Source organism: Mycolicibacterium vinylchloridicum (assembly GCF_013404075.1).
GTDB lineage: Bacteria > Actinomycetota > Actinomycetes > Mycobacteriales > Mycobacteriaceae > Mycobacterium > Mycobacterium vinylchloridicum.
Genome location: NZ_JACBJQ010000037.1, coordinates 18557 through 31364 on the forward strand (window position 1 = coordinate 18557; position 12808 = coordinate 31364).

14 protein-coding genes are annotated in these 12808 nt (G+C 65.6%); 5 read left to right on the forward strand and 9 right to left on the reverse strand.

Annotation, left to right across the window (positions count from 1 at the left end; all coding sequences use genetic code 11):
• Positions 1–56: 56 nt before the first annotated feature.
• From HPC46_RS24785 to HPC46_RS24800, 4 genes are read left to right on the forward strand one after another with little or no spacing between them, the layout of a single operon-like run.
• The gene (locus tag HPC46_RS24785) at positions 57–1451 is read left to right on the forward strand and encodes a class I adenylate-forming enzyme family protein (RefSeq protein WP_325096761.1); all 1395 of its coding nucleotides are present in this window, start codon (positions 57–59) and stop codon (positions 1449–1451) included.
• Positions 1429–2334 (forward strand): acyl-CoA dehydrogenase family protein, encoded by a 906-nt coding sequence (locus HPC46_RS24790; RefSeq protein WP_179474845.1) that lies wholly within the window; start codon positions 1429–1431, stop codon positions 2332–2334. Before HPC46_RS24785 ends, HPC46_RS24790 begins: the two co-directional genes overlap by 23 nt.
• On the forward strand, positions 2321–3409 hold the full coding sequence (locus tag HPC46_RS24795; protein WP_179474846.1) for an acyl-CoA dehydrogenase family protein: 1089 nt from the start codon (positions 2321–2323) through the stop codon (positions 3407–3409). The genes HPC46_RS24790 and HPC46_RS24795 overlap by 14 nt, the downstream gene beginning before the upstream one ends.
• 2 nt (positions 3410–3411) lie before the next feature.
• Positions 3412–4185: an enoyl-CoA hydratase/isomerase family protein gene (locus tag HPC46_RS24800; protein ID WP_179474847.1), complete on the forward strand. Its 774-nt coding sequence runs from the start codon at positions 3412–3414 to the stop codon at positions 4183–4185.
• Positions 4186–4272: 87 nt separating this feature from the next.
• On the opposite strand, the gene HPC46_RS24805 is transcribed toward HPC46_RS24800, so the two are convergent.
• The gene (locus HPC46_RS24805) at positions 4273–5037 is read right to left on the reverse strand and encodes an SDR family NAD(P)-dependent oxidoreductase (RefSeq protein ID WP_179474848.1); all 765 of its coding nucleotides are present in this window, start codon (positions 5035–5037) and stop codon (positions 4273–4275) included.
• A gap of 100 nt (positions 5038–5137) precedes the next feature.
• Between HPC46_RS24805 and meaB the strand changes: the two genes are divergently transcribed.
• A complete protein-coding gene (meaB, locus tag HPC46_RS24810) occupies positions 5138–6025 on the forward strand; it encodes a methylmalonyl Co-A mutase-associated GTPase MeaB (protein ID WP_179474849.1) in 888 nt (295 codons plus the stop codon).
• A 9-nt stretch (positions 6026–6034) separates the two neighbouring features.
• Here the strand turns inward: meaB and HPC46_RS24815 are convergent, their stop codons facing one another.
• From HPC46_RS24815 to HPC46_RS24850, 8 genes are all read right to left on the reverse strand, one after another.
• A complete protein-coding gene (locus tag HPC46_RS24815; protein ID WP_179474850.1) occupies positions 6035–6691 on the reverse strand; it encodes a TetR/AcrR family transcriptional regulator in 657 nt (218 codons plus the stop codon).
• A 162-nt stretch (positions 6692–6853) separates the two neighbouring features.
• The gene (locus HPC46_RS24820) at positions 6854–7606 is read right to left on the reverse strand and encodes an acyl-CoA dehydrogenase family protein (RefSeq protein WP_218894633.1); all 753 of its coding nucleotides are present in this window, start codon (positions 7604–7606) and stop codon (positions 6854–6856) included.
• 50 nt (positions 7607–7656) lie between these two features.
• A complete protein-coding gene (locus HPC46_RS24825; RefSeq protein ID WP_179474852.1) occupies positions 7657–8787 on the reverse strand; it encodes an acyl-CoA dehydrogenase family protein in 1131 nt (376 codons plus the stop codon).
• Positions 8784–9218 (reverse strand): nuclear transport factor 2 family protein, encoded by a 435-nt coding sequence (locus HPC46_RS24830; protein ID WP_179474853.1) that lies wholly within the window; start codon positions 9216–9218, stop codon positions 8784–8786. Before HPC46_RS24830 ends, HPC46_RS24825 begins: the two co-directional genes overlap by 4 nt.
• Positions 9199–10422, reverse strand: coding sequence for a metal-dependent hydrolase family protein (locus tag HPC46_RS24835; protein WP_179474854.1), 1224 nt, complete (start codon positions 10420–10422; stop codon positions 9199–9201). Before HPC46_RS24835 ends, HPC46_RS24830 begins: the two co-directional genes overlap by 20 nt.
• 2 nt (positions 10423–10424) lie before the next feature.
• The gene (locus HPC46_RS24840) at positions 10425–10754 is read right to left on the reverse strand and encodes a hypothetical protein (RefSeq protein ID WP_179474855.1); all 330 of its coding nucleotides are present in this window, start codon (positions 10752–10754) and stop codon (positions 10425–10427) included.
• Positions 10747–12072 carry an aromatic ring-hydroxylating oxygenase subunit alpha gene (locus HPC46_RS24845; RefSeq protein WP_179474856.1) on the reverse strand — a complete coding sequence of 442 codons (1326 nt, stop codon included), beginning with the start codon at positions 12070–12072 and terminating at the stop codon, positions 10747–10749. The genes HPC46_RS24840 and HPC46_RS24845 overlap by 8 nt, the downstream gene beginning before the upstream one ends.
• 4 nt (positions 12073–12076) lie before the next feature.
• Positions 12077–12607 carry a carboxymuconolactone decarboxylase family protein gene (locus HPC46_RS24850; RefSeq protein ID WP_179474857.1) on the reverse strand — a complete coding sequence of 177 codons (531 nt, stop codon included), beginning with the start codon at positions 12605–12607 and terminating at the stop codon, positions 12077–12079.
• Between the last annotated feature and the right edge of the window lie 201 nt (positions 12608–12808).

Genomic DNA, 12808 nt, shown 5'->3' on the forward strand with positions numbered 1-12808 from the left:
CGGCTTACCGACCTGTCGATGGGATTGTCACTGACCATGTGCGAGCGGACCGCGCCGTGAGCGACGTGCGAGTGCTTGCTTTTGAGGACCGCATCTACACACGATCCCAGGTCGATGCGCTGTCCGCCGGGTTGGCCGACACACTGGCGCACCGCGGGGTGCAGGCCGGCCAGCGGGTCGCGGTGATGTCCACGAACCGGCCCGAGTTCGTCTTCGCGGTGCAGGCCATCTGGCGTCTGGGCGCATCGGCGGTGCTGATCAGTCCCAGCTGGAAGTCCGCCGACGTCGGTCACGCGCTGGAGGTGGCGGGGGCCGACCACGCGGTCGGGGACAGCCCGGTGCTGGCCGGCGTGATGCCGATGCTGAGTCTCGACGAGCCGATCACTCCGGCCGACCCGGCACCCTATGAGCCTGAGCCGGATGCCGATGCGGTGCTGGTCTTCAGTTCGGGCACGACGGGAATGCCCAAGGCGGTGCGGCACACTCACCGCTCGCTGGCCGCTGGGGTGCGGCACTGGCGTCAGGCTCTTGGCCTGACCGCGGTTGATCGCATGCAGATCGTCACACCTCCCTCGCACATCCTCGGTCTGCTCAACATGCTCACCGTGCTCGACGCCGGTGCCTGGATGCGGCTGCACCGCAGATTCGACATCGACACCATGCTGCACGCCATCCGGGACGACCGCATCACCGTCGAAATGGCCGTCGCCCCAATCGCACTGGCGATCGCATCACACCCGGAACTGGAGACGTTCGACCTGTCCTCACTGCGTTACATCATGTGGTGTGCCACGCCGGTCACCGCAAGTGTGGCCGACGAGGTGACGCAGCGGACCGGCGTCGGGTGGATCTCGGCCTATGGCACCAGCGAGGTACCGGTCATCGCGTGCTGCCCGCGCGACGAGGCACGGCTCGACACCGTCGGCCGGCCGATTCCGAACGTACGCATCGTGTCCACCGAAACCGGTGAGCCGGTCGTGGCGGGCGAAACAGGCGAGATCCAGGTGTCGTCGGAGTCGGCTATGGCGGGTTATCTGCCGGAGGAAGCGACCGCCGGCGCATTCAGCGACGGCTGGTACCGCACCGGCGACATCGGCTACCTCGACGACGGTTGGCTGCGAATCACCGACCGGCTCAAGGAGATGATCAAGGTCCGCGGCTTCCAGGTCGCACCGGTCGAGATCGAGTCGGTACTACACGGCCACCCGGCGGTGGCGGACTGCGCGGTGTTCGGGGTACCCGACGCGAACGACGGCGAGGCGGTCGTCGCGGCGGTGGCCACCGCCGAGCCGGTCAGCGCCGAGGAATTGGACGCGCTGATCGCCGGGAAGCTGGCCTCCTACAAGCGACCCCGTGAGATCGTGTTCGTGCCCGAAATCCCGCGCCTGCCATCGGGTAAGGCGTTGCGGCGAGTTCTCAAGGAGCAGTATGGACGTACGTCTGACCAGTGAGCAGCAGCAGCTGCGCGACGCCGCGGCCAAGCTGGCCGATGACTTCGGCCCCGGGTCCGTTGCCGACCTGGACGACGAATCCCGGCGGGCGCGGTTGGCCAAGACCGTCGACGCGACCGGCTGGCGGTCGCTGCGCTCCGACGGTGCCAGCGGCGTCGAAGTAGCCCTGGTTGCAGAGGAATTCGCCCGCGGTCTGGTCGACGTCCCATTCCTGGGGCCGGTGCTCGCCGACGATCTGTACCGTCTGCTCGGCACCGACCCGCAGCCGGCGACCATCGCGGTGGGTGACGTGGTGATCGACGCCGACGGTGCGGGCGCTGCGTTGCGAATTGCCGGAACCACCGTCGAATCGGTCGGAGTCGGCGACGCCCGTGACGCCGCCGATCTGACCCGGATCACCGCCGCGGCTTCCGGAAACCCGGATGCCCTGGGGGAGCTGACCGCCGAGGAGGCCCAGCGCTGGTATGCGCTGGCGTTGGCGGTCACGACAGCCGAACTGGTGGGGGCCGCGCGCGGCACCCTCGCGCTGGCAACCGAATACGCGAAGGTGCGTGAGCAATACGGGTCGGCCATCGGGTCATATCAGGCCGTCGCCCACATGCTGGCAGAGGGGCTGGCCCTCATCGAGGGATCAGTCAGCGTCCTGCGCCATGCGGCCTGGGCGGTCGACGAGCTGCCCGCAGAACAAGCTGTGGAGGCGGGCCGGGTTGCCAAGATCTATTGCGCGCGAGCCGCTCTGGCGGTCAGTGAGATCTCGATCCAGGTACACGGCGGAATCGGCAACACCTGGGAGTGCCTCGCGCACATCTATCTGCGTCGGGTGCTGGCGGCCACCGAGGCCTGGCCAGTCAAGTTGGAGGAGTTGACCATTGGACTTTCGTGACTCGCCAGACGAGGCCGCCTTCCGGGAGCGGCTCAGTGGCTGGCTGAAAGAACAGAAGGGCAAGTTCCCGACGTCGGGTGACGCCTACTGGGCCAAGGCCGGGGAGTGGCACCAGGCGCTGTATGCGGCGGGCTTCTTCGGCACGTCGTGGCCTGTGGAGTACGGCGGGCAGGGCAAGACGGCGGTGTTCGACGTGATCGTCGACGAGGAGATCGCCAAGGCCGGTGCCCCCGCGCGGCCGAGTCTGGGCTATCTGGTGGTCGGCCTGAGCCACCACGGCAGCCAGGAACTGGCCCAGCGTTTCCTGCCCGGGATGATCAACGGCACCGAGCGTTGGTGCCAGGGCTTTTCGGAGCCCGGCGCGGGTTCGGACCTGGCCTCGTTGACCACGACCGCGACTCGCGACGGCGACGAGTACATCATCAACGGCCATAAGATCTGGACCAGCTACTCCGATTGCGCCGACTGGTGCCTGGTGCTGGCGCGCACCAACAAGGACGTACCCAAGCACAAGGGCATCTCCGCGTTCATCATCTCGATGCACCAGGACGGAATCGTCCAGCGGCCGCTGAAGATGATCAGCGGTGTCACCAAGGAATTCGGCCAGGTCGAGTTCGACGGTGCCCGGGTCCCCGCCGCAAACATGGTCGGCGCGCCGGGTGATGGCTGGAAGCTGGCCATGACCGTTGTGAGCCACGAGCGTGAGCCCTCGACGCTGGGCTTCTCGGCACGCTATGGAAAGCTGGTACGCCAGATGGCTTCTCGCGTGGACGGCCCGGCTCCCGACGAACTGTCGTGGGCCTGGGTGCAGACCGAGATGTTGCGCCTGCATGTGCGGCGGCGTCTGTCCGAGCAACTCGACGGCATCAAGCACGGCCCGGACGGATCCCTGGACAAGCTGCTGATGACCTGGACCGAGCAATCGGTCGGCCATGCCGCGCTGGCCACCGTCGGCACCGACGACGAGGAGCTCTTCGGCGCTTACCTTTACAGCCGTGCCCAAAGCGTCATGGGCGGAACATCACAGATTCAGAAGAACATCATTGCCGGCCGAATCCTTGGACTAGGAGTCTGACTATGTACGACATGCCTGACGAGATCCTCGTCGAAGCCGACGGCCCGCTGCGGATCATCACGCTCAATCGACCCGACGACCTCAATGCCGTCAACGACAACTTGCACGTCGGGCTCGCCAAGATCTGGGAGGCGCTCAACGAGGATGCCTCCGCGCGGGCGGCCGTCATCACCGGCGCCGGGCGGGCGTTCTCGGCCGGTGGCGACTTCAACTACCTCGACGAGCTACGCAACGATGAAGCGTTACGGCAGAAGACCATCAAGCACGGGCGCGATCTGGTGATCGGGATGGTCCGCTGCCGCATCCCGGTGATCGCGGCCGTCAACGGGCCTGCGGTCGGGCTCGGCTGCAGCCTGGCCGCGCTGTCCGACGTCGTCTACATCGCCGAGAACGCGTTCTTCGCCGACCCGCACGTGTCCATCGGCCTGGTCGCCGCAGACGGCGGCCCCCTGGTCTGGGGATCGCAGATCTCTCTGCTGCAGGCCAAGGAGTTCGCTCTGACCGGTGTGCGGATCAAGGCGCAGCGTGCGGTGGAGCTCGGCTTGGCCAATCATGTTGTCGCCGATCCGCTGTCGGAGGCGATCGCGTGTGCGAAGAAGATCATCGAACTGCCGCAGCAGGCGGTCGAGGCCACCAAACGGTTGATGAACATCCAGCTGGAGAACTCGGTGATGGCCTCGCTGGACTATGCGAACCTCGCCGAGTACGTCTCGTTCGGCACCGCCGACTTCAACAAGATCGTCGACGGGCTCGTGGAAAAATCCGCCAAGAAGTAGCGGACTTCTCCCGCGAGCAGACGCGAAACCCCCTTAATTGCGCCCATTTTAGGGGTTTTCGCGTCTGCTCGCGCGAAGAAGTCGAACTTACTTCGGCGGGAATCGCAGCGCGCCGTCCAGGCGGATGGTTTCGCCGTTGAGGTAATCGTTTTCGGCGATCGACAGCGCCAACGCGCCGTACTCGACCGAGCGGCCCATCCGCTTGGGGAACGGCACCTGGGGGCCCCAGTAGGCCTCCAGCTGGTCGGCAGCCTTGCCGTACGCGGGGGTGTTGATGGTGCCCGGCGCGATCGACATCACCCGGATGCCCAGCGGCGAAAGATCGCGTGCGGCAACCAGTGTCATCGCGACGACGCCACCCTTGGCGGCCGAGTAGGGCAGCTGGCCGATCTGGCCTTCGAATGCCGCGATCGAGGCGGTGTTGATGATCACGCCGCGGGCGCCGTTCTCGTCGGGCTCTTGGCGCGCCAACGCGGCGGCGACGTGCCGCATGACGTTGAACACAGCGGTCAGGTAGAAGGTGATGGTCTTGGTGAACGCCTCCATCTCCATGGGAGAGCCGTCCTTGCCGACCAAGCGGCCACCGCCGGCCGGGCCGCCGTGGGTGTCTACCGAGATACGCAGCGGCCCGAGTGCTTCGGCGGCGGCGATGGCGGCCAGCACGTCGTCGTCGTTGGTGACGTCGGTGCGCACATAGGGAACACCGAGCTCGCCGGCGAGCGCTTCACCCTTCTCGTCGGACAGGTCGGCGATCACCACCTTGACACCGGCGCCGTGCAGCTTGCGCACCGTCGCCTCGCCCAGGCCGCCCGCGCCTCCGAAGACGACGGCTGAAGTCCCACTGATCTGCATAGCGTTACCCTTCTTGCAACTGACGCTCTCTACTTGAGAGAATAGTATTCTCACACCGACCGGAATTGGTCAATCAGGTAGGGACGTAGCGTTGCCCTCTATGGATGTCGCCGAACTGATCACCGCGGCCCGCGGCGGGAACACCCGCGCGGTCGGGCGGCTGCTCAGCCTCGTCGAAAGTGCCCGCCGCGACGAGGTTCTCGCCTTGGTCGGCCGCCCCGTGGTGCCGGTGGTCGGTGTGACGGGTCCCCCCGGTGCAGGTAAGTCGACGACGATCGCGGTGCTGGCCGCGGCGTACCGCGAACGCGGACAACGGGTCGCGGTGCTCGCGGTGGATCCGTCGTCGCCTTACAGCGGCGGAGCGCTACTGGGTGACCGGATCCGGATGGCTCAGCACATCAATGATCCCGACGTGCTGATCCGGTCGGTGGCCACCCGAGGACATCTCGGCGGTCTGGCCGCCGCGGTGCCTGCCGCGATTCGTCTGCTCGGGGCGCTGGCCTACGACGTCGTTCTGCTGGAGAGCGTCGGCGTCGGTCAATCCGAGATCGAGATCGCCGCGGTCGCTGATCCCACGATCGTCATCCTCAATCCCGGTGCCGGCGACGCCGTCCAGGCGGCCAAGGCGGGTCTGCTCGAGGTCGCAGATCTGGTGGTGGTGAACAAAGCCGACCGCGAGGGTGCCGCGCAGACCGTGCGCGACCTCAAGTTCGAGACGCATGTTCCGGTGCTGACGCTGGTCGCCGCACAGGCCGAAGGTGTGGGGGAGCTGATCGAGGCGATCGAAGCGCACCGGCGTGCCGACACTGCGGCCAGGCGCGCGGCGCGGGCACGGGCGCAGGTGCTCTCACTGGCGCAGAGCCGGTTACACAATCACCCGAATCTCGATGCGCTGGCGCAAGCCGTCGCCGACGGCGAGTGCGATCCCTACAGCGCGGCGGAAGCCCTCATTGCACACCGAATTTCGCCGGCGGGTGAGTCGCAGTGAGCGCGCGGCCTACTTGCGGGCGAAACCCTGTGAGCAGAACGTCCACACCTCGTCGCCGCTGATCGGTGTGTGGATGTTCTCCTCGTCCTCCACCGAACTCGACTGGGCGATGAACATGATGGTCTGCATGGTCATGGCCGCGATGCGGCGGGGGTTGGCGTCCTCGCGCAGTTCACCTGCGGCCGACGCCTCGATCATCAGCTCGGAGAACAGCGCGACCAGCGGTGCGTGGGCGACCTTGACCTCGTTGGGGTGCGAGATCAGCAGCTGCGGGGCGAAATCGGTGAACAGCGGTCGTCGTGCCGTGGGGTCCGGCCGGGACAGCTCGAACAACAGCGTGACGGCGACCTTCAGGCGATCCAGCGGGTCCTTCTGGGCCGATGTCGCGGCTCGGATCTGATCGGCGGCCCGGCTCAGGGCATCCTCGAAGAGCGCCAGCAGCAGCTCGTGCTTACCGTCGAACTGCAGGTAGAAGCTGCGCAACGACTGGCGTGACCGGTCCACCACTTCCTGCACGGTGAAGTCGGTGCTGCCCTTTTCGGTGATGATGGCCTGCGCGGCATCCAAGAATCGCTGCACACGCTGCCCGGCACGCACCTTGGCGGTCCGGATGGACCGCTCGACAGCGCGCTGCTTCCAGGCAGGTTCTTCGCTCGGGCTGTTCACTGCAGGGCTCGAGACGAGCGCATGTCAGCGGTTCGGATGTAGCTCACGCTAAGAGAGTACTACTCTCGGCGACGAGAATTACGTTCTCAATCCAATACGAACCGAAATTTTTGTTCCGCTCAGTCTAAAGGGTGACCAGCGCATTCGGCGCCATGGCGTGCGTCACAGATTCACCAGCCGTGGGGCCGACCCCCGCGCCCGCAATCCTGCTCCGGCCTTGCGGGTCAGTTCCCGCGAGCTGCCGAGCAGGCCGTCGAGCACCAGAACGCGCTTCAGATGGTGATGGAACTCGTGTTCGGCGGTGAAGCCGATGCCGCCCAGCACCTGCTGACAGTGTTTGGCCGCGGTCAGCGCGGCCTTGCCGGCGGCGGCCTTGGCCAGTAGCGCAGTCAGGTCCGGATTGTCCGCCCCGGGCGTGCTCAACGTCGCCTCGGCACCCTCGATGGCGACCAGCGTCTCGGCCAGCCGGTGTCGAACCGCTTGGAATCCGGCGACCGGTCGCCCGAACTGCACGCGGTCCAGGGCGTGCCGGCGGGCAACGGTGAGCATCGCGCGTGCCGAGCCGACCAGCCACCAGCCGACCGCCAGCCGCGCTTCGGCGACGCGGATCGGATAGCCTTCGTCCTCCCGGCGCAGCGGCAACCCGCCGAGAGTGGTGTCACTGCTCTCGGTGGTCGTCCGGTCCCACACCACCCAGGTGTTGCCGGCATACGGCAACGGCAGCTCCACGGTGTCACCGATGGTGTTTCCGGTGGCATGCAGCACCACGTCGACGAGAACCGAAGCATGCGAGCCTGTTTCACCGAGCAGTCGGAATACCAGCGGCACCGCCACCTCGGGGATGTCGGACAGCATGTCCGCCCAGCCCAACTCGGTCAGTGCTGCGTCGAGGTCCGGCCCCGACGACGACAGCATGGTCTTGCGCAGGCCGCTTTCCAGAAGTTCAACCGATTCGGGATCCACGATCACTCCTTCCCGAGATCAAGCAGCCGGCGGGCGATGATGTTGCGCTGCACTTCCGCGGTGCCGCCGTAGATCGTCGCCGCGCGCGAGTACAGGTACTCGGTGCGCCAGTCGTTGTCATCGAGCTCGATGGTGCCGGGCAATAGATCGTGGACGGTGTCATAGAGCCGCTGTTCGGCACTGGCCAGCAGCACCTTGTCGATCGAGGTGTCCGGGCCTAGCTTCTGCCCGTCGGCCAGTCGATGCTGGGTCGCCCTGGACCGGCAGCGCAGCGTGTGCAGCGCGAGGAACGCTTCGCCCATATCCCCGTCGATGGCCTCGCCCTGGGCCGAGACCGCGCCGACGAGCGCGTCGAATCGCGAGTACAGATAGGCGATTCGCTGCCAGAAACAGGTCGAACGCTCATAGGGCAGCAGGTCCATCGCCAATCGCCAGCCGTCGCCGGGCCGGCCGAGCATCCGGCTGGCGTCGACGGGGACGTTGTCGAAGTACACCTCGCAGAACTCGTCGACCCCGTGCATGGTGTGCAATGGCCGAATCGTGATGCCCGGGGTGTCGGTGTCGACGAAGAACGCGGTGATGGCCTGATGGTTGGGCGTGTCCGCGTCGCCGGTACGGGTCAGCAGGATGCAGCGGTGCGAGTACTGCGCGAAGCTCGTCCACACCTTCTGGCCATTGATGATGTAGCGATCCGCGCCTTCCTGCTTGACCGCGCGCGTGGTCAGCGACGCCAGATCGCTGCCCGAGCCCGGCTCGGAGAAGCCTTGGCACCACTGCTCTTCGCCCGACAGCAGCTTGGGCACCATCTCGGCGGCCAATTCGGGTGTGGCGTAATCGATCATCGTCGGGGCCAGCACTTCGAGCATCGAATACGGTCCCGGCTCGGCGAGCCGGCGACCGACCACCTCTTCACCGACGATGGCCCGCAACATATCTGAGCCGCCAAGGCCGCCCGCGTGTTCGGGCCAGCCGTAGCGGCTCCAGCCGGCGTCGTAGAGCGCCTTCTGGACCCGGGCGAATTGGCGGATGTGGCCCTCGAGGGTGTGATCGGAAGGTGGTGTCAGATCGTTTTCGGCCAGCCACGCCTGTAGTGCCGTGCGGAATACGGCTGGGTCGTGGAGCTCGTCGGTCATCCGGCTTCGGGCCTGCCGATCGCGTGCGGGCGGCCGGAATCATGTTCACCGCTGCGCCGAATGAAGGTCATGGCGCGGGTTTTCAGCCGCCAGCCGTCTTCGGTGCGCAGGTAATTGTCCTTGTAGTACCCGATGCGCATGTCGTGCTTCGAGTGCTCGATGAAGCACAACGGCTGCGTCCCGGTCGCTGAATCCGGGACATCGGCGTCAAACTCGACCAGCGATGTGCCGGTCATGAACAAGCCCTTGGGGGCGGCGTCGACGAGTTCGGGGAACCGGTTCAGTGTGTAGGTGGAACCAAATGCGCTGTAGGTGCCGTCCGGTGTGAACACCGAAACCAGGCCGTCGATATCACCCTGGGTGATCGTGACGGCGTACTTCGCGAGCAGTTGCTGGATCTCGACCAGATCCTCAGTTCGTGACGGTGTCATTCTTGAAGACCTTACCTGCTTTCATTACAAAGTTGACACGTTGTGTAACGGTGATGTCCTGCAGCGGATCGCCCGGCACGGCGATGATGTCGGCGAGCAGGCCTTCGGCTATCCGGCCGCGGTCGGTGACGTTGATCAGGTCGGCGCCGACGACGGTGGCCGCCCGCAGTACCGCCGCCGGCGGCATGCCCCATTCCACCAGGGTGACCAGCTCGTCGGCGTTCCTGCCGTGCGGGATGGCGGGCGCGTCGGTGCCGACGGCGATCTTGACACCGGCCTCGTAGGCGGCCTTGATCGACGTTTCGGCCTTGGGGAACATCTCGGCAGCCTTGTCCTGCAACACCTTCGGCGCGTGCGAGACGTCCATCGCCTGGGCCAGCCGGCGGGTGGTCACCAGGAACCGGTCGTTGTCGACGAGCATCTGGATGGCTTCGTCGTCCATCAGGAAGCCATGCTCGATGCAGTCGATGCCGCAGGCCACCGCATGCTTGACGGCCTCGGCGCCGTGGGTATGTGCGGCCACCCGCAGACCCCGCCGGTGTGCCTCGTCGACGATCACGCGCAGCTCTTCGTCCGAATAATGTTGCGCGCCAGCCTCACCGGTCAGCGACATGACCCCGCCGGAACAGCACACCTTGATCAGCTGGGCGCCGTGCTTGATCTGGTAGCGCACCGCCTTGCGGATCTCGTCGACCCCGTTGGCGATGCCCTCCTCGATCGTCAGCTCGAGCACGCCGGGCATGAACGCGGCGAACATCGTCGGGTCCAGGTGCCCACCGGTCGGGGTGATGGCATGGCCGGCCGGGATGATGCGCGGGCCTTCGATCCAGCCTGCGTCGATGGCCTTGCCCAGTGCGACGTCGAGCAGGTAGCCGCCGGTCTTCACGAACAGTCCGAGGTTGCGCACCGTGGTGAAACCGGCACGCAGCGTGCGGCGGGCGTTGCCGACCGCACGCAGGACCCGGGTCGGCGGGTCGTCCTGAACCTGGGAAAGGCCGGGGTTTTCGCCCCGGCCACCCATCAGGAGGTTGACCTCCATGTCCATCAGGCCTGGTAGCAGGATGGCGTCCCCGAGATCGACAACCTCGCCCTCGGGGGTGCCGCCGACAGACACGATTCGGTCGCCCTCGACCTTCACGATGGCGGGGCGGACGATTTCGCCCGCGTCGACGTCGACGTACCCGGCAGCCTTCAGGGTCAGCACGCTCAGACCACCGGCTCCTTGATCAGTCGGATATACGCGGCACCGCTGTCGAGCACGCGGGGCTGCTTCCACACCTCGACCGGAAAGCTCACCTGGACGATCGATTGTCCTAGGTGTACCAGAGCCTTGGCGTCTTCCGGCATGCCTTGGAGCGGAAAGCGGGCGTCGACGTAGACCATGATGTCTTCCAGCCGCGCCATGCCGGCGTCGTACAGCTCCTGCATCTCGTCCATCGTCGAGTTCAGCCGCTTCTGGTAACGCTCTTCCTCGGTCGGCAGGCACCAGTCGCTGAAGCGCTCCAGGTCGGCGAATTCCGTTGGCAACTTAGACATTTGCGTTTTCCTTCGCAGGCTTGACGGCGGCCGAGCCGTTTCCGTTGGCCAAAGACTCTTTGTACCGGTCCACGTACTTGTGAGCGGTGTGGTGCAGGTGGCGCAACAAGATCTCCTGATCGCACAGCGGGAAGTCGAGTACGGCGCGGGTGCCGATCTGGGTCTGCGTTGCTTCCAGGGTATTGGCGTCCTGGAACGCGTACTCCTTGAAGGTCACCGCGGCCAGTTCCTGGGAGAGTCGTTCGCGCAGGTTCTTCGGCGGCACGAAGTACAGGTCGGCCTCGAAGATGTGGGAGTCCACTCCCGTCGGCCAGTAGTTGTAGGTCAGGTACCAGCCCGGCGCCCAGAACAGCAACGTGAAGTTCGGGAAGAACTCGAAGGAGTCCTGGCCCCACGTCGAGTGCCGGCCGGGGTTGATCGCGGGCGGCAGTTCGTCGGGCAGGATGCCCTTGATGTCGGGGCGGTCCCACGGCCCGAACAAGCCGCTGTGCAGGATCCGCTCAATCGGCTTGACCATCTTCAGGTCCTTCGGCGGACTCATGCCGCCCCAGGACGAGATCATCGAGTGGTCGCCCTTGATGTCGTAGTGCAGCGCCTCGAAGCCGAACTTGGCGAGCTTCTCGGCTTCCTCCTTCTCCGCCTGCTTCATATGCAGGATCGGAGCGTGGTAGAACTCCACGAAGGCGTCGATGAACAGCTTCCAGTTGGACCCGACCGTCGCGCGGTAGCTGTAGTGCTCGGTCATCTCGTGGAAGGGATAGCCCTTCAGGCCCTGGCCGAATTCGCCGAGGTACTCCTCGAGCGAGACCGCGTCGTCGTCGAAGTTGACGAAGATGAAGCCCTCCCACACCTCGCAGCGCACCGGCTTGAGCGGGTAGTCGGCCTTGTCGACGTCGAAGAACTCCTGCTCCTGCTGGATGAAGGTGAGATCGCCCTTCAGCGAGTAGCGCCAGGCGTGGTACTTGCAGACGAACTGCCGGCAGCTGCCGGAAACCTCTTCGCCGGGGTAGTCGTTCCACACCAGCTTGTTTCCGCGATGGCGGCACAGGTTGTAGAAGGCACGGACCTCGTCACCGTCGTTGACGATGATGATCGACGTTCCCGCGCCGACCGACGGCAGCTCGCGGGTGATGTAGTTGCCCTTCTTGGGAATCAGCTCCACGCGGCCCATTTGCAGCCAGGTCTTGCGGAAGATGGCCTGCTGCTCCAGCTTCCAGTGCTCGGGATCAATCGAGTCCTCATAGTTGACCGGAGCAGTGCCGAGTTCTGGCCAGTTCTCGGTCCAGCTGCCGACATCCGGCTTCTTGAAAAATGCCACGTACTTACCTTTCGTTCTCGAGCTGTACGCCAAAGGTGTTGAACGCCATGGCCAACATGCCGTAGGCGCCGACGGTGAAGACGAAATCCATGCGTTGACGCTCGCTGAGGTGCTCGCCGAGCGCGGCCCAGGTCTCGTCGGTGAGATTCGACGTGTCCTCGAGCTCGTCGGTGGCCCGGACGACCAGTCGGTCGAGCTCGTCATTGGCCCCGCCGTTACGGATGGCCTCCACGTCGGCGTCGGTCAGACCCTCGGCCTCGGCCATCTCCACGTGGTGCTCCCACTCGTAGGCGCACTCGCGTCGATGCGCGACCCGCAACACGGCGACCTCTCGCAGCCGGGCGGGCAGCGTGGAACGGAACAGCAGGTAGACGTTGAAGCCGAGGTAAGCCTTGGTGAGGTCGGGATGCCGGACGAGAGTGGACAGCGCCGTCCCGGCTCCTTCGGGGTTCTGCCGGTCGCGCGGCAGCATGCCCTTCAGGGCCAGCTGCACGTCGTCGTCCCACTGTTCCGCAGGTAGCGGCGTCAGGCGCACCGGTAGCCCCCTCTCAAGGTGGAGAATCTCATTCTCATATCCGGATAACAGATTTCCACGATCTTGCCGGAAGGTCAATCCCCGGGTGTGAGCAGGGCGGAAAATCCGAGGTCGGCTGGGCGTGTCAGGGTGCCAGCCTACGGCTGCGGCGCTCCGGTAAGGCGATTACCGGATGTTGATTCTCGTGGAATGAGAAGCTAG

Bases quoted from the DNA above. Each gene is read 5' to 3' on its own strand.
- HPC46_RS24830 (WP_179474853.1), bottom strand. From the start codon at position 9,218: ATGACACCGTCACGAACTGAGGATCTGGTCGAGATCCAGCAACTGCTC.
- HPC46_RS24825 (WP_179474852.1), bottom strand. From the start codon at position 8,787: ATGACCGACGAGCTCCACGACCCAGCCGTATTCCGCACGGCACTACAG.
- HPC46_RS24805 (WP_179474848.1), bottom strand. From the start codon at position 5,037: ATGCAGATCAGTGGGACTTCAGCCGTCGTCTTCGGAGGCGCGGGCGGC.
- HPC46_RS24790 (WP_179474845.1), top strand. From the start codon at position 1,429: ATGGACGTACGTCTGACCAGTGAGCAGCAGCAGCTGCGCGACGCCGCG.
- meaB (WP_179474849.1), top strand. From the start codon at position 5,138: ATGGATGTCGCCGAACTGATCACCGCGGCCCGCGGCGGGAACACCCGC.
- HPC46_RS24840 (WP_179474855.1), bottom strand. From the start codon at position 10,754: ATGTCTAAGTTGCCAACGGAATTCGCCGACCTGGAGCGCTTCAGCGAC.
- HPC46_RS24800 (WP_179474847.1), top strand. From the start codon at position 3,412: ATGTACGACATGCCTGACGAGATCCTCGTCGAAGCCGACGGCCCGCTG.
- HPC46_RS24820 (WP_218894633.1), bottom strand. From the start codon at position 7,606: ATGCTGTCGTCGTCGGGGCCGGACCTCGACGCAGCACTGACCGAGTTG.